Below are 16,196 nucleotides of genomic sequence, written 5' to 3'. Positions count from 1 at the left end.
AAATAGGCGCCATCTGACGGTGAACGATATGCCGAATGACGCTGAAACGTTTCAAGAATTCTGTACCTTTCTTGCTCAACGCGCAAGGTACGTCAGCGACTTGATTGCAGAACTTAGAGGTACTGCACACTTTTGCTGAAGCCCTGGCGCCTGGCCGCGGTAAACGTCAGCTTTTTGCTGAACTCTCTATTTTGAAACACCTTTTTAATTATTCGTGCCATACTACTGTTTATTTTCAGCCAGCAGGCGTAAACTCCGCGCCGTCTCCTGAAACTACAGAAAACCAAACCCATGGAAAACCGAAGCGCCGCCCTTCCCCGACGCGGGTTCGATGTCACCTCTTCCGCCTTCCTGATCGTCGCCTTTCTGACGGGCATTGCCGGGGCGTTGCAGACGCCGACCCTGAGCCTGTTTCTGACCAATGAAGTGCATGTCCGCCCGGCGATGGTGGGTTTCTTTTTTACCGGCAGCGCCGTCATCGGCATTCTGGTCAGCCAGTTCCTCGCCGGACGTTCTGACCGTCAGGGCGATCGCAAGCAGCTGATTGTCGTCTGCTGCCTGCTGGGGGTGCTGGCCTGCGTGCTGTTTGCCTGGAACCGGAACTATTTCATTTTGCTGTTCATCGGCGTATTCCTTAGCAGCTTTGGTTCGACCGCCAACCCGCAGATGTTCGCCCTCGCGCGCGAGCATGCCGACAAAACCGGCCGCGAAGCGGTGATGTTCAGCTCCATTTTGCGCGCCCAGGTCTCCCTGGCCTGGGTGATTGGTCCCCCGCTGGCCTATGCGCTGGCGATGGGGTTTGGCTTTACCGCGATGTACCTCAGCGCCGCGGCGGCGTTTATCGTCTGCGGGATCATGGTCTGGCTGTTCTTGCCCAGCATGCGCAAAGCCAAGGCGGTGGCGACTGGCCGGCTGGAAGCCCCGCGCACGCACCGCCGCGATGCGCTGCTGCTGTTCAGCATCTGCACGCTGATGTGGGGCACCAACAGCCTGTACATCATTAATATGCCGCTGTTTATCATTAACGAGCTGCATCTGCCGGAGAAGCTGGCCGGCCTGATGATGGGGACCGCCGCCGGGCTGGAAATTCCCACCATGCTGATTGCCGGTTACTACGCCCGGCGCTTCGGTAAACGCTTTCTGATGCGCCTTTCCGCGGTGGCTGGGGTGCTGTTTTATGTGGGCATGCTGACGGTGCACACGCCGGCGCTGCTGCTGGCGATGCAGGTGCTGAACGCCATCTATATCGGGATCCTCGCCGGGATTGGCATGCTTTATTTCCAGGATTTGATGCCCGGGCAGGCGGGCGCGGCCACCACCCTCTACACCAATACCACCCGCGTCGGCTGGATCATCGCCGGCTCACTGGCGGGCGTGGTGGCAGAGATCTGGAGCTATCATGCGGTGTTCTGGATAGCGCTGGTTATGGGGATCGCCACCCAGGCCTGCCTGTGGCGGATCAGAGATGTATAGATAAGGTTGCCCGGCCGGAGCCGGGCAGTGGAGATTAGTGATCCAGATAGAGATAATGCAGCCAGCTGGTCATGCGCAGCAGCACCTTGCGCATAATCGACACATGGGCAAAATAATCGGTATACACATATCAAAAACCTGTCTCATTTGCTGCTTTAAGCTCAGGGCGCGGTGGCCAGCTCAAGCTCCAGCAGCCAGGTGATGGCGTCATCACGATGAGTGAAGCACATCTCCGGCGAGGGCTGCAGGCTGGCGCACACCTTCGGACGCAGTGGGGAGCCGAAAATCAGGCACAGATTGTGCTCGGAGAGCTGAATACAGCGGGTATTGGCCGGCTTGCCCTGCGGCATGCCGGGGATCGGCGAGGATATAGAGGGGGCGATGCAACATGCGCCACAATCAGTACGACATTCCACAACCCAGCTCCCAAACGCTCATTTTGCGCCACAGCCTAAACGTTTTGCCAGAAGATAGCAAAACTCGCGAATTCCACTTGCCTGAACGCCCGGGCGCGAGTAGTTTTACGCGATATTTTTGACTCGTTAAGTGACAGGATTACTGCAATGCCAAGAGCGAATGAAATTAAAAAAGGTATGGTGCTGAATTACAACGGCAAGCTGCTGATTGTGAAAAATATCGATATTCAGTCACCCAGCGCCCGCGGTGCTGCGACACTGTATAAAATGCGCTTCTCCGATGTGCGTACCGGCCTGAAAGTAGAAGAGCGCTTCAAAGGCGACGATATCGTCGATACCGTGACCCTGACCCGCCGTTTCGTTGACTTCTCCTATGTCGATGGCAACGAATACGTGTTCATGGATAAAGAAGACTACACCCCTTACACCTTCACGAAAGAGCAGATCGAAGAAGAGCTGCAGTTTATTCCGGAAGGCGGCATGCCGGATATGCAGGTGTTGACCTGGGACGGCCAGCTGCTGGCGCTTGAGCTGCCGCAGACCGTGGACCTGGAAATTATCGAAACCGCGCCGGGTATTAAAGGGGCATCCGCCAGCTCCCGCACCAAGCCCGCCACCATGAGCACCGGCCTGGTGATTCAGGTGCCGGAATACCTGACCACAGGTGAGAAAATCCGCATTCATATCGAAGAGTGCCGCTATATGGGCCGCGCGGATTAATTTTCCGTGACGAGTTGACCAGTAAAAAAGGACAGCCGCTGGCTGTCCTTTTTGTTATCCCCGTTGCCGCGATTACAGCAGTTCAGGGTATTTGGTCATCTTCAGCGCCAGCTCCACGCCGCGCACTTCCGCCATCCCCTTGAGACGGCCAATCGCCGAATAGCCTGGGTTGGTTTTCTTGCGCAGATCGTCCAGCATCTGATGACCATGATCCGGACGGAACGGGATCGGGCGCAGATCGCCGGCCTGTTTACGCCGCTGCTCTTCACGCAGAATCGCATCCACAACCGCCACCATATTGACGTCGCCGCTAAGGTGCGCCGCCTCGTGGAAGGTTTTCGGGTTCGCCTCGCGGCAGGTGGCGCGCAGATGGGTAAAGTGGATGCGATCGCCAAAGGTCTCCACCATCTTCACCAGATCGTTATCGGCGCGGACGCCATAGGATCCGGTGCACATGGTAAAGCCGTTATTGATGCTGTCCACTGTCTCTTTCAGCCACTGCATATCTTCGATGGTCGACACGATACGCGGCAGGCCCAGGATCGGCCGCGGCGGATCGTCCGGATGCACTGCCAGTCGGATCCCCACCTCTTCGCACACCGGTACGATGGCCCGCAGGAAATAGGCCATATTTTCGCGCAGCTGCGCTTTATCGATGTGGTCATATTCCGCCAGGCGCGCGCGGAACTGGTCAAGGGTGTAGCCCTCTTCCGCCCCCGGCAGGCCGGCGATGATATTGCGGGTCAGTTTCTCAATGTCCGCTTCGCTCATCGCCTTGTAATACGCCTCGGCCTGGCGCTGCTCTTCTTCGCTGTAATCCGCTTCCGCCCCCGGGCGTTTGAGGATATGCAGTTCAAAGGCGGCGAAGGCGATCTGATCGAAACGCAGCGCCCGGGAGCCGTCCGGCAGCTCATATTCCAGATCGGTGCGCGTCCAGTCGAGGATCGGCATAAAGTTGTAGCATACGGTATCGATGCCGCAGTCCGCGAGGTTGCGGATGCTCTGCTGATAGTTGGCAATCCAGGTCGCATACTGTCCGCTGTGGGTTTTAATATCCTCGTGCACCGGAATGCTTTCGACCACCGACCAGGTCAGCCCTTTCGCCGCTAACAGCGCCTGACGCTCTTTAATCTCGTCGACCGGCCAGACCTGACCGTTTGCAATATGGTGCAGCGCAGTGACGACCCCGGTCGCCCCCGCCTGTTGTACATCATCAAGCGATACCGGATCGTTCGGCCCATACCACCGCCAGGTTTGCTCCATCGCTATGCCCTCACAAAAGTTGTTATACCAATAATGGCGACAATCATGACGACTACCATACATGTTTCTCGTCAGGCTGCAAACAGAGCCGGCGCATTGATTGATCCAGCTCACAGTCAGCGGATAATTTCGGCTTACCAATTTAATTTCCTGTCATATAACTTTAGACTGGCAATGTTAATAAGCAGTTAAACAGGTGTGTAAAGAATGACAACAATTGCAACCGCTACGCTACCGGAAAACGTGCAACGTCCTCAGTACGATCGCAGCCAGCTCCGCTCGCGTATTGTCCATTTCGGCTTTGGCGCGTTTCATCGCGCGCACCAGGCGCTGCTGACCGATCGCGTGCTGAATAACATCGGCGGCGACTGGGGGATCTGCGAAATCAGTCTGTTCAGCGGCGATACGCTGATGAGCCAGCTTCGCGAACAGGACCACCTGTTTACCGTACTGGAAAAAGGCGCCGACGGTAATCAGCCCATTGTTATCGGCGCGGTGCACGAATGCCTGAACGCCAGGCTCGATTCGCTGGCGGCGATTATCGAGAAATTTTGCGAGCCGCAGGTAGCGATTGTCTCGCTGACCATCACGGAAAAAGGTTATTGCATCGATCCGGCGACCGGCAAGCTGGATCCGACGCATCCGCGTATCGTTCACGATCTGGAAAATCCGACGCTGCCGCAGTCGGCTCCCGGTATTTTAGTTGAAGCGCTGGCCCGCCGCCGGGAACGGGGCCTGTCGCCCTTTACCGTGCTCTCCTGCGATAACATTCCCGACAACGGCCACGTGGTGAAAAATGCCGTCCTCGGCATGGCGGAAAAACGCAGTCCGGCGCTGGCGAGCTGGATCGCCGACAACGTTAGCTTCCCGGGCACCATGGTGGATCGTATTGTTCCCGCCGCCACCGCGGAGTCGCTGGCGGAAATCGCCGCCGTGCTGGGGGTGGAAGATCCCTGCGCCATCAGCTGCGAACCCTTCATTCAGTGGGTGGTCGAAGACCACTTTGTCGCCGGGCGCCCCGCCTGGGAGACGGCGGGCGTGCAGATGACCGACGACGTGCTGCCCTGGGAGCAGATGAAGCTGCGGATGCTCAACGGCAGCCACTCTTTCCTCGCCTGGCTTGGCTATCTGGCAGGTCATGCGCACGTCAGCGACTGCATGCAGGATGAGGTCTTCCGCCGCACCGCCCGCCAGCTGATGCTTGACGAACAGGCCCCGACGCTGACCATTACCGGCGTCGATCTGGCGGCCTATGCCGACAGCCTGATCGCGCGCTTCAGCAACCCGGCGCTCAAACACCGTACCTGGCAAATCGCCATGGACGGCAGCCAGAAGCTGCCCCAGCGTATGCTCGACGGTATTCGCGTGCATCTTGAGCGCGGCAGCCGCTGGCCGCTGCTGGCCCTCGGCGTAGCCGGCTGGATGCGCTACGTCAGCGGTACGGACGATGCCGGTCAGGCCATCGACGTCCGCGATCCGCTGGTGGACAAGATCCAGCAGCGGGTGGCGCAGAGCGATGAGCAGCAGCGCGTTGACGCCCTGCTGGGTCTGGAGGAAATATTTGGCCGCGACCTGCCGCGCAACGCGCAGTTTGTCGCCGGGATCCGCGCCGCCTGGCAGCAGCTGGCGATGCACGGCGCCCGCGAGGCGGTTGCCCGCGCGCTCAATTCTTAACAATATTTGCGCTTATGCGGACAGAATTTCCTTCTGTCCGCCTCAGGACTTCTCTTTTCCCTCTTTTTTCGTCAGGATAGGCGTAACTGTTACAACATTACATTTATCCTGGAGAAAAGAGTGACAAGAACCAATTTGATCACCGGCTTTCTCGGCAGCGGTAAGACGACCTCGATTCTTCATCTGCTGGCGCAGAAGCCTGCGGATGAAAAATGGGCCGTACTGGTTAACGAGTTTGGCGAAGTCGGGATAGACGGCGCCCTGCTGGCCGACAGCGGCGCCCTGCTCAAGGAGATCCCCGGCGGCTGCATGTGCTGTGTCAATGGCCTGCCGATGCAGGTCGGGCTGAATACCCTGCTGCGCCAGGGGAAACCCGATCGTCTGTTGATTGAGCCCACCGGACTTGGCCATCCAAAGCAGATCCTCGATATCCTCACCGCGGCGGTGTATGAACCCTGGATCGATCTGCGCGCGACCCTGTGCATCCTCGATCCGCGTCAGCTACTGAACGAGAAAGCGGTCAACAACGACAACTTTCGCGACCAGCTGGCGGCGGCGGATATCATCGTGGCCAATAAAAGCGATCGGGAAACGCCCGAAAGCGCTCAGGCGTTTGTCGACTGGTGGCAACGCTGGGGCGGCGATCGCCGCCAGGTGTCGGCGACCCAGGGTAATATCGACCTGGCCCTGCTTGATGAACCGCGGCGCAATACCGCCCCGCTGCCGGCGAGCGCGGAGCACGCCCACCGCCATCCCCCCACAGCCGGTCTCGCCGCCCTTAGTCTGGCGGAACACCAGCGCTGGCGACGCCACCTTAACAGCGGCCAGGGCTATCAGGCCTGCGGCTGGATCTTCGACGCGGAAACGGTCTTTGACACCATCGCCCTGCTGGAGTGGGCCCGGCTGGCGCCGGTGGCGCGCGTCAAAGGTGTGCTGCGCATTGCCGAAGGGGCGGTGCGGATCAACCGCCAGGGCGAGGATCTGCATATCGAGACCCTTAGCGTCGCCCCGCCCGATAGCCGCATCGAGCTTATCTCCGCCCATGAAGCCGACTGGAACGCGCTCCAGACCTCATTGTTGAGGCTTCGTTTAAGTTAAGGCGGCTAAGGTTGCCGCCGACTGTCACAAAATCGCAATGGCTATGATGAAAAACCGAATTCCTTTAATCCTGCTGCTTAACATCGCGGGTGTGGCGCTATTTTGCTCCTGGTATCTGCCAGCCAACCACGGCGCGTGGGCGCCGGTAGACGCCGCGATCTTCCATTTCTTTAACCATGGCGTCAGCGTCAGCCACGCTTACGCCTGGCTGCTGGCGATCATCAACAATCGCGCCTTCGACGCCTGCTCGCTGCTGGCGATGGGTTGCCTGATGCTCAGCTACTGGCTCAAGGCGCCGGCGGCAGGCCGTCGTCAGATCGCTATTATGGGCGTGGTAATGCTGCTGGCGGCGGTGATCATCAACCAGCTGGCGCAGCACCTGATGCCGGTTCAGCGCGCCAGTCCGTCGCTGTTTTTCAGCGATGTCACCCGCGTCAGCGACGTCGTTAACTTCCCCACTAAGGATGCTTCCAAGGACAGCTTCCCCGGCGATCATGGGATGATGCTGCTGATCTTCGCGAGCTTTATGTGGCGCTATTTTGGCCGCCGCGCGCTGACCGTGGCGCTGGTGATATTTGTGGTCTTTGCTTTCCCGCGGGTGATGATTGGCGCCCACTGGTTCAGCGATATTGCCGTCGGCTCTCTGACCGCCGTGCTGATTGGCGCGCCCTGGGTATTGATGACGCCGCTGAGCGATAAACTGATCGCCTTTTTCGATCGCTACTTACCCGGCGGAATATCGGCCAAATAAAGCCGCGGGCCGCCGCCAGAGGCATTATCTATAAGGGGACCTTTTGGGTCCCTTTTTTCAATTGTCCTTTTTTTCAACATCACGTTCATCTTCTTGTCACATTAATCCCGTGACAAATGAAGGAATTGTCTGTTTTTTGCCCGCAATTGCCGCAATTTTGTCCTTTCCCGATGATTCACTTTTTGTCACCAAAATACTTATAAGAAATCGCGCAAAACCGCTCGCCATGCGGCGTTTGATAGGGTAATCTCGTTCTCGTTTTGCCTTTTCCGCAACATTAATTCAGGCCCTGAATAAAATTGTGCGTGACTGCACAAATTTAAGCTTAAGGAATTGTCTCATTGCGGATGGGTATTTAGGCTCTAACACGTTTGGCATTTTTTATAACGACATTGTCGTTAAGGACAACAAGGGAAAATAAACAGCATGGTCAAATCTCAGCCGATTTTGAGATACATCTTGCGGGTAGCCCCCGCGATTGCAGTAGCGGTTCTGCTTTCCGCGTGTAGTTCAACAAGTACCGCCAGGAATATGCATTCTGAGACGCATGCTGTGGGTAGTGGCGATTTATCATCACTGCAAGCCTCTCAGGATGAATTTGAAACGATGGTCCGTAACCTGGACGTGAAGTCCCGTTTAATGGATCAGTATGCCAGCTGGAAAGGCGTGCGTTACCGCCTCGGCGGCAGCACTCGCAAAGGTATCGACTGCTCGGCGTTCGTGCAGCGCACCTTCCGCGAACAATTTGGTCTGGAACTGCCGCGTTCAACTTCTGAACAGCAGGAAACCGGAAAATCGATTTCCCGTACCCAGCTGCGTACTGGCGATCTGGTTCTGTTCCGCGCCGGCTCTACCGGCCGCCATGTCGGGATCTACCTCGGCAACAACCAGTTTGTTCACGCCTCTACCAGCAGCGGAGTGACCATCTCCAGCATGGATGAGCCATACTGGAAAAAGCGCTACAACGAAGCGCGTCGAGTCCTGAGCCGCTCGTAAACTGTCCTCTACCGCCGCCGGTTATCCCTTGGCTGGAAGCGGGATAAAAAACACTGCCCCGGCAGTGTTTTTTTTTGCCACCTGATTCTGAACGACGCAAAATAAGCTATGTCTTTTAAGTGGGAATGAGAAAAACGACGACTGACAACCCGTTGCTGCGCATCAATAACACGGAAAGACTATAGCTATGCTGACTCGCTACTTTTCGCCCCAGCGTAAAACCTGGCTAACCAGCCTGTGCGTGGGCATTATCGTCGCGCTACTGGCTGGCAGCATTCAATTTATGGTGATTTACCATAACCGGGCCGAGCGTTTCGACGCCATTATCAACAATGTTAATACCTATCTGAAAAGCTATTTTCACGACCTGCGCCAGACCATTGACGGCCTGCAGCCGCTGGTGGAGCAGCCCTGCGAGAATATTGACTCCGGGCTCACCTCCCACGCCGCGTTCAGCCCTAACGTCCGCGCTTTCCTGCTGGTCAAAAACGGCGTGGCCTTTTGCTCCTCGGCAACCGGCGCCATGAATACCCCCCTCACCCAGCTGATCCCGGCCATTGATATCCGCAAACCCCTTGATATGGCGATTTTGCCAGGCACGCCGATGATGCCGAAGAGCGCGGCGCTGGCGCTATGGGTAGGCAAACCCGGTGATGAAAACAGCGGCATTTTCGTGTCGATTAACGCCAATCTCACGCCGTATATCCTCTATTCCGCACGGCAGAATGATTTCAGCGGTATTGCGCTGGTCATCGGCCACACCGCTATCTCCACCTTCAGTAACCGGCTGGTAGATCCGCAAACGCTGCATAACGTGCCGATCCGCGAAGTGCAGATCGACGGTTTCCCCCTCAAGGTCTACCTGTATGCCAACAGCTGGCTGGCGGAAAATACGCAGTTTGCTCTGCTGCTCGGGGTGGTGTGCGGCCTGCTGGCGGGGCTGCTCTGCTATTACGTGCTGTCGATCAAATCCGATCCGCGAAAATCCATCCTGCTGGGGATCAAAAACAACCAGTTCTACGTCGTCTATCAGCCGGTGGTGAATGCCCAGACTCTGCGTATCAGCGGCGTGGAGGTCCTGATGCGCTGGCGCCATCCGGTGGTGGGCGAAATTCCGCCTGACGTCTTTATTAACCTCGCGGAAACCCAGCAGATGATCGTGCCGCTGACCGATCACCTGCTGGCGCTGATCGCCCGCGACGCGCCGGCGCTGAAGCGTATTCTGCCGCACGGCGTCAAGCTGGGGCTCAACATTTCCCCCGCCCATCTTCAGGCCGACAGCTTCCGCGACGATATGCTGCGCTTCGCCGCCGCGCTGCCCGCCGGCCATTTTCACGTGGTGCTGGAGGTCACAGAGCGGGCGATGATTGACAAAGAAAAATCGGTCGCTAACTTCGCCTGGCTGCACCAGCACGGTTTTGAAATCGCGATCGATGATTTTGGCACCGGGCATAGCGCGTTGATCTATCTCGAACGCTATAACTTCGATTATCTGAAGATCGATCGCGGCTTTGTGCAGGCGATCGGCACCGAAACCGTCACCTCGCCAGTGCTGGATGCGGTGCTGACCCTCAGCCGTCGGCTGAAATTGATGACCGTTGCCGAAGGGGTGGAGACCCAGGAGCAGGCGGAGTGGCTCCGCGCTCAGGGAGTGCATTTCCTGCAGGGGTACTGGATCAGCCGGCCGCTGTCGCTGGCGGCGCTGGTGGCCGCGCACGATGAACCCGCGAATTATTTCACAACGCGTTAAGTCTCACTTATGATGCGGGAACAGAAGTCGGCCACGGGGGCCGGCTATGACAGGGTATTCTGCCGCCTATGTATGCGCGACTTTTTCTGCTTCTGCTTGCTCTGTTTAGCCTGAGCGCTAAAGCGCAATCCATTCAGGAAAGCGTCGCCTTCGCGATTATCGGCGAACCCAAATACGCCGCCGGTTTCAGCCATTTTGATTATGTTAATCCACAGGCGCCGAAAGGCGGCACCCTCACCCTGGCGGCGATTGGCACCTTTGACAACTTCAACCGCTACGCGCTGCGCGGCAATCCCGCGGTACGCACTGAAGCGCTCTACGATCCCCTGTTCACCACCTCGGATGATGAGCCCGGCAGCTACTATCCGTTGATTGCCGAACGGGCGCGCTACGCCGGGGACTATTCATGGATGGAGATCGCCCTCAACCCGCGCGCCCGTTTTCACGACGGCACGCCAATCACCGCCCGCGATGTCGCTTTTACCTTCAATAAGTTTATGACCGAAGGGGTGCCGCAGTTCCGCCTCTTTTATAAAGGCACCACCGTGAAGGCCATCGCGCCGTTGACCGTGCGTATCGACCTCGGCCAGCCCGGTAAAGAGAACATGCTGAGCCTGCTGAGCCTGCCGGTGATGCCCGAGGCGTTCTGGCGTCATCACAAACTCAGCGACCCGCTGTCAAAGCCGCCGCTGGCCAGCGGGCCCTACCGCATCAGCGCCTGGCGGATGGGACAGTATATTACCTATTCCCGGGTCGCCGATTACTGGGCGGCCGACCTGCCGGTCAACCGCGGTCGCTGGAACTTCGATACGCTGCGCTATGACTATTATCTTGACGACAACGTCGCTTTCGAAGCCTTTAAAGCCGGGGCCGTCGACCGCCGGGAAGAGACGGTCGCCAAAAACTGGGCCACCCGCTACGTCGGCCGCAACTTCAGCCGCGGCTACATCATTAAAGAGGAGTATGCCAACACCTCGGCGCAGGATACCCAGTGGCTGGCGTTCAATATTCAGCGCCCGGTATTCGCCGATCGCCGGGTGCGGGAGGCCATTACCCTGGCGTTTGATTTTGAATGGATGAACAAGGCGCTGTTTTACAGCGCGTATCAGCGCGCCAACAGCTATTTCCAGAACACCGAATATGCCGCCCGCAGCCTGCCCGACGCGGCCGAGCTGGCCCTGCTGACGCCGATGAAAAACGAACTGCCCCCCGAGCTCTTCAGCCAGGTGTACCAGCCGCCGGTCTCCCGCGGCGATGGCTTCGACCGCGCCAACTTACTCCAAGCCGACGCCCTGCTTAACGCGGCGGGCTGGACGGTGAAGAACCAGCGCCGGGTTAACGCCGCCACCGGTAAGCCGCTGCGCTTTGAACTGCTGATGCCGGCCGGAAGCAATGACCGCTGGGTGCTGCCGTTTCAGCACAACCTGCAGCGCCTGGGGATCGTCATGGATATTCGTCAGGTGGATAACTCGCAGTACAGCAACCGCCGCCGCAGCCGCGATTACGACATGATGCCGAGCCTGTGGCGCGCCATGCCCTGGCCGGGGACTGACCTGCAAATCTCCTGGGCGTCGGACTATATTCACTCCAGCTACAACGCGCCGGGGGTGCAAAGTCCGGTGGTGGATAAACTGATTGCGCAGATCCTGCAGTGGCAGGGTAATAAGCAGAAGCTGATCCCGCTTGGCCGGGCGCTGGACCGCGTCCTCACCTGGAACCACTACATGTTGCCGATGTGGTATATGGCGCAGGACCGCACCGCGTGGTGGAATAAATTCTCGTTCCCCCAAACCCGCCCCATTTATTCGTCCGGCCTTGATACCTGGTGGTATGACGCGAACAAAGCGGCCACCCTCCCCGCGGACAGACGCTAAGGACATACCATGGGCAGCTACCTGATCCGCCGTTTGCTGTTAGTGATCCCCACCCTGTGGGCCATCATTACCATTAACTTTTTTATTGTACAGATCGCTCCCGGCGGCCCGGTCGACCAGGCCATCGCCGCCATCGAATTTGGTCAGCACGGCGGAATGCCAGGCGCCGGCGACGGCGGGATGGGCGCCAGCCATGCCCGTACCGGCGCCGGCAATATCAGCGAGGGTCACTATCGCGGGGGGCGCGGCCTCGATCCGGAAGTCATCGCCGAGATCACCCACCGCTACGGCTTCGACAAACCGCTGCACGAGCGCTACCTGAAGATGCTGGGCGATTATCTGCGCTTTGATTTTGGCGACAGCCTGTTTCGCAGCGCCTCCGTGCTGCAGCTGATTAAAGACAGCCTGCCGGTCTCGGTGAGCCTCGGGCTGTGGAGCACGCTGATCATCTATCTGGTCTCCATTCCGCTGGGTATCCGCAAAGCCGTCAGCAACGGCAGCCGCTTTGACATCTGGAGCAGTACGCTGATTATCATTGGCTATGCGATCCCCGCCTTTCTGTTCGCCATCCTGCTGATCGTGATTTTCGCCGGCGGCAGCTATTTCGACCTCTTCCCGCTGCGCGGTCTGGTCTCGCCAAACTTCGACACCCTCCCGTGGTATGAAAAGATCCTCGACTATCTGTGGCACATCACCCTGCCGGTGCTGGCGACGGTGATCGGCGGCTTTGCCGCCCTGACCATGCTGACTAAAAACAGCTTCCTTGACGAGATCCGCAAACAGTATGTGGTCACCGCCCGCGCCAAAGGCGTCGGTGAGAAACAGATCCTTTGGGGACACGTGTTCCGCAACGCCATGCTGCTGGTGATCGCCGGTTTCCCGGCCACCTTTATCAGTATGTTCTTTACCGGCTCGCTGCTGATCGAAGTGATGTTCTCCCTGAATGGTCTGGGGCTACTGGGCTATGAAGCGACGGTCTCCCGCGACTATCCGGTGATGTTCGGCACGCTCTATATTTTCACCCTGATCGGCCTGCTGTTGAATATCGTCAGCGATATCAGCTATACGCTGGTCGACCCGCGTATTGATTTTGAGGGCCGCTAATGTCGTTCTTCAGTCCCGTTAATCAGGCCCGCTGGGCGCGCTTTCGCCACAACCGTCGCGGTTACTGGTCGCTGTGGCTGTTTTTAATCCTCTTCCTCTGCAGCCTGGGGGCTGAGCTGCTGGCCAACGATCGGCCGCTGCTGGTGCAGTACCGGGGCCAGCTGTACGTCCCGGTGTTAAAAAACTATACCGAGCAGACCTTCGGCGGCGCATTCGCCACCGCCGCCGACTATCAGGATCCCTGGCTGCAGCAGCAGCTGGCCAGCCACGGCTGGGCGCTTTGGCCGCCGGTGCGCTTCGGCGCGACGACGATCAATTTTGCCAGCACGGTTCCTTTTCCATCGCCGCCCTCGGCCAGCAACTGGCTCGGCACCGACGCCAACGGCGGCGATGTGCTGGCGCGGATCCTTTATGGGACGCGCATCTCGGTACTGTTTGGTCTGCTGTTGACGCTGTTCTCCAGCGTGCTGGGGGTGCTGGCCGGTGCGATACAAGGTTATTACGGCGGTAAAATCGACCTCTGGGGGCAGCGTTTTATCGAAGTCTGGTCCGGTATGCCGACGCTGTTTTTGATCATCCTGCTCTCCAGCGTCGTGCAGCCGGGCTTCTGGTGGCTGCTGGCGATCACCGTCCTGTTTGGCTGGATGACGCTGGTGGGCGTGGTGCGCGCTGAATTTCTCCGCACCCGCAACTACGACTACATCCGGGCGGCGCAGGCGTTAGGGGTCAGCGACCGGCAGATCATCCTGCGGCATATGCTGCCCAACGCGATGGTGGCGACCCTCACCTTCCTGCCTTTTATTCTCTGCAGCTCTATTACCACCCTGACGTCGCTGGATTTTCTCGGCTTCGGCCTGCCGCTCGGCTCGCCCTCCCTCGGCGAGCTGCTCCTGCAGGGCAAAAACAACCTGCAGGCGCCCTGGCTGGGCATTGCCGCGTTTCTCTCTGTCGCCGTGCTGCTGACGCTGCTGATTTTCATCGGTGAAGCGGTGCGCGACGCCTTTGACCCCAGTAAGGCGGTGTAATATGACCCACCCGCTGTTAGCTATCGACAATCTCTCTATCGCCTTTCGCCAGCAGGGGGAGACGCAGACCGTCGTGCATAATCTGTCGCTCGAGGTGGCGGCCGGCGAAACGCTGGCCCTGGTGGGGGAATCCGGCTCCGGTAAGAGCATCTCCGCCCTGTCGGTGCTGCGGCTGCTCCCTACCCCGCCGGCCAGCTACCCCAGCGGCGATATCCGTTTTCATGGCCAGTCGCTGCTGCATGCTGATGAGGCGACCCTGCGCGGCGTGCGCGGCAACCGGATCGCGATGATCTTTCAGGAGCCGATGGTGTCGCTCAATCCCCTGCATACCCTGGAAAAACAGCTCTACGAGGTGCTGTCGTTACACCGGGGAATGCGCAAAGAGGCGGCGCGCGGGGAGATCCTCGACTGCCTGGAGCGCGTCGGGATCCGTCAGGCGCCGTGGCGGCTGGCGGACTATCCGCACCAGCTCTCGGGCGGCGAGCGCCAGCGGGTGATGATCGCCATGGCGCTGCTGACGCGCCCGGAGCTGTTGATCGCCGACGAGCCGACCACCGCCCTCGATGTGTCAGTGCAGGCGCAAATTCTGCAGCTGCTGCGCGAGCTAAAGCGGGAGCTGAACATGGGGTTGCTGTTTATCACCCATAACCTGAGCATCGTCCGCCAGCTGGCTGACCGGGTGGCGGTGATGCAGAACGGCCGCTGCGTGGAGCACAATCACTGTCGGGCGCTGTTTAGCGCGCCGGCCCATCCTTACACCCAACGCCTGCTGGATAGCGAACCGGACGGCGAGCCGGTGCCGCTGGCCGCCGATGCCCCGGTGCTGCTGCAGGCGGAGGCGTTACAGGTGGCGTTCCCCATTCGTCGGGGGATCCTGCGTCGGGTGGTCGATCACCATCGGGTGGTCAATGATCTCCATTTCCAGCTACGGGCCGGCGAGACGCTGGGTCTGGTGGGAGAATCGGGTTCCGGCAAAAGCACGACCGGTCTGGCGCTGCTGCGCCTGATCCCCTCCGAGGGCAAGATAACCTTTGCCGGCCAGCCGATTCAGGGACGCGGTCGCCGACAGCTGCTGCCGCTGCGCCGACAGATGCAGGTGGTTTTTCAGGATCCGAACTCGTCGCTCAATCCGCGCCTGACGGCGCAGCAGATCATTGAGGAGGGCCTGCGCGTCCACCAGCCGACGCTGACGGCGGCTGAACGCGAACAGGCGGTGATCCTTGCCATGCAGGAGGTCGGCCTCGACCCGGCCAGCCGCCAGCGCTACCCGGCGGCTTTCTCCGGCGGCCAGCGCCAGCGTATCGCCATCGCCAGAGCGTTAATCGTCAAGCCGCAGCTGATCGTCCTCGACGAGCCGACTTCCTCGCTGGATAAAACCGTTCAGGCGCAGATCCTGAATCTGCTGAAAGCATTACAGCTGAAGCATCAGCTGGCCTATATTTTTATCAGCCATGATTTAGGCGTGGTGCGCGCGCTGTGTCACCAGGTGATGGTGTTGCGGCAGGGAGTGGTGGTCGAACAGGGCGAGTGCCAGTCCGTCTTCAGCGCGCCCCGGCATGAGTATACCCGCCAGCTGCTGGCGCTAAGCTGACGGTCAGAAAGGGTTATTGCCGGAGAAGGGCTCGGCGATCGCCACGCCAAAGTTTTTCAGACGACAGGTGGCGGCAAACTCATCCTGCAGATTAACGAACAGGCAGGGCTCGCCTTCGCACTCAAGAACGGAACAGTCGACTTCGATGTCGCTTAACGCCTGGCTGAGCTTATGCATCACCGGCCAGGCTTTTTCACCGTCCGGACTCAGCAACTTCAGGGCGACGAGACTGTTTTCGTTCTGCGCGCCGTTTTGCGGAATCGGTTCAACTCTGGAACCCGCAAAACCGGCCAGCCAGCGATAGCTCTGCGGCAGACGGTGTACGATAGAGAGTTGTTGTGTATTCACGTGGTTTCCCCGGAAGCAAAAGGCTTCACAATAAATTTACATCAATATTAACACACTGTTGACAAATAGTCCTGCTCAGACGCAGAAAACGTTTACAGCCGCGGCGGCCCAGG

Annotated in this window: 14 protein-coding genes and 1 pseudogene; 11 read left to right on the top strand and 4 right to left on the bottom strand. The window is 58.9% G+C overall.

The features are described from left to right. The first annotated feature begins 291 nt into the window (after positions 1–291). Positions 292–1,473: a sugar efflux transporter SetB gene (gene setB, locus ABLV04_RS00810; protein ID WP_032453530.1), complete on the top strand. Its 1,182-nt coding sequence runs from the start codon at positions 292–294 to the stop codon at positions 1,471–1,473. A gap of 34 nt (positions 1,474–1,507) precedes the next feature. Here setB and ABLV04_RS00805 read toward each other — a convergent pair. Further along, positions 1,508–1,600: pseudogene (locus tag ABLV04_RS00805) on the bottom strand (hypothetical protein); the annotation flags it as partial. 34 nt (positions 1,601–1,634) lie between these two features. Next, positions 1,635–1,889, bottom strand: a complete 255-nt coding sequence (locus ABLV04_RS00800; protein ID WP_023290454.1) for a YkgJ family cysteine cluster protein — start codon at positions 1,887–1,889, stop codon at positions 1,635–1,637. Positions 1,890–2,036: 147 nt separating this feature from the next. On the opposite strand from ABLV04_RS00800, the gene yeiP reads away from it, so the two are divergent. After that, positions 2,037–2,609: an elongation factor P-like protein YeiP gene (gene yeiP / locus ABLV04_RS00795; RefSeq protein WP_002912951.1), complete on the top strand. Its 573-nt coding sequence runs from the start codon at positions 2,037–2,039 to the stop codon at positions 2,607–2,609. A gap of 72 nt (positions 2,610–2,681) precedes the next feature. Here the strand turns inward: yeiP and uxuA are convergent, their stop codons facing one another. Further along, the gene (gene uxuA / locus ABLV04_RS00790) at positions 2,682–3,872 is read right to left on the bottom strand and encodes a mannonate dehydratase (protein ID WP_348815236.1); all 1,191 of its coding nucleotides are present in this window, start codon (positions 3,870–3,872) and stop codon (positions 2,682–2,684) included. 207 nt (positions 3,873–4,079) lie between these two features. Between uxuA and ABLV04_RS00785 the strand changes: the two genes are divergently transcribed. From ABLV04_RS00785 to yejF, 9 genes are all read left to right on the top strand, one after another. Beyond that, positions 4,080–5,546, top strand: a complete 1,467-nt coding sequence (locus tag ABLV04_RS00785) for a fructuronate reductase (RefSeq protein ID WP_147733363.1) — start codon at positions 4,080–4,082, stop codon at positions 5,544–5,546. A gap of 120 nt (positions 5,547–5,666) precedes the next feature. Further along, positions 5,667–6,644: a GTP-binding protein gene (locus ABLV04_RS00780; RefSeq protein ID WP_180265803.1), complete on the top strand. Its 978-nt coding sequence runs from the start codon at positions 5,667–5,669 to the stop codon at positions 6,642–6,644. Between the two features lie 37 nt (positions 6,645–6,681). Beyond that, the gene (locus ABLV04_RS00775; protein WP_077263844.1) at positions 6,682–7,395 is read left to right on the top strand and encodes a phosphatase PAP2 family protein; all 714 of its coding nucleotides are present in this window, start codon (positions 6,682–6,684) and stop codon (positions 7,393–7,395) included. A 426-nt stretch (positions 7,396–7,821) separates the two neighbouring features. Beyond that, a complete protein-coding gene (gene mepS, locus ABLV04_RS00770) occupies positions 7,822–8,391 on the top strand; it encodes a bifunctional murein DD-endopeptidase/murein LD-carboxypeptidase (protein ID WP_004201653.1) in 570 nt (189 codons plus the stop codon). A gap of 187 nt (positions 8,392–8,578) precedes the next feature. Then, a complete protein-coding gene (locus ABLV04_RS00765) occupies positions 8,579–10,141 on the top strand; it encodes a cyclic di-GMP phosphodiesterase (protein WP_023290460.1) in 1,563 nt (520 codons plus the stop codon). A gap of 68 nt (positions 10,142–10,209) precedes the next feature. After that, on the top strand, positions 10,210–12,015 hold the full coding sequence (locus ABLV04_RS00760) for an extracellular solute-binding protein (protein ID WP_032453536.1): 1,806 nt from the start codon (positions 10,210–10,212) through the stop codon (positions 12,013–12,015). 9 nt (positions 12,016–12,024) lie between these two features. After that, positions 12,025–13,119: a microcin C ABC transporter permease YejB gene (locus ABLV04_RS00755; protein ID WP_004201658.1), complete on the top strand. Its 1,095-nt coding sequence runs from the start codon at positions 12,025–12,027 to the stop codon at positions 13,117–13,119. After that, on the top strand, positions 13,119–14,144 hold the full coding sequence (locus tag ABLV04_RS00750; protein WP_023290463.1) for a microcin C ABC transporter permease: 1,026 nt from the start codon (positions 13,119–13,121) through the stop codon (positions 14,142–14,144). Before ABLV04_RS00755 ends, ABLV04_RS00750 begins: the two co-directional genes overlap by 1 nt. Before the next feature lies 1 nt (position 14,145). Beyond that, entirely contained in the window at positions 14,146–15,735 is a 1,590-nt protein-coding gene (gene yejF / locus ABLV04_RS00745) for a microcin C ABC transporter ATP-binding protein YejF (RefSeq protein ID WP_072413744.1), read from the top strand. Positions 15,736–15,738: 3 nt separating this feature from the next. Here yejF and ABLV04_RS00740 read toward each other — a convergent pair whose 3' ends face one another. Next, the gene (locus ABLV04_RS00740; RefSeq protein ID WP_002912974.1) at positions 15,739–16,083 is read right to left on the bottom strand and encodes a YejG family protein; all 345 of its coding nucleotides are present in this window, start codon (positions 16,081–16,083) and stop codon (positions 15,739–15,741) included. Positions 16,084–16,196 lie beyond the last annotated feature (113 nt).

This window comes from Klebsiella sp. JN_Kp127, assembly GCF_040062505.1.
Lineage (GTDB): Bacteria > Pseudomonadota > Gammaproteobacteria > Enterobacterales > Enterobacteriaceae > Klebsiella > Klebsiella quasipneumoniae.
Note: the sequence above shows the minus strand (reverse complement) of the source record. Positions and strands in the feature narration are given on the sequence as shown.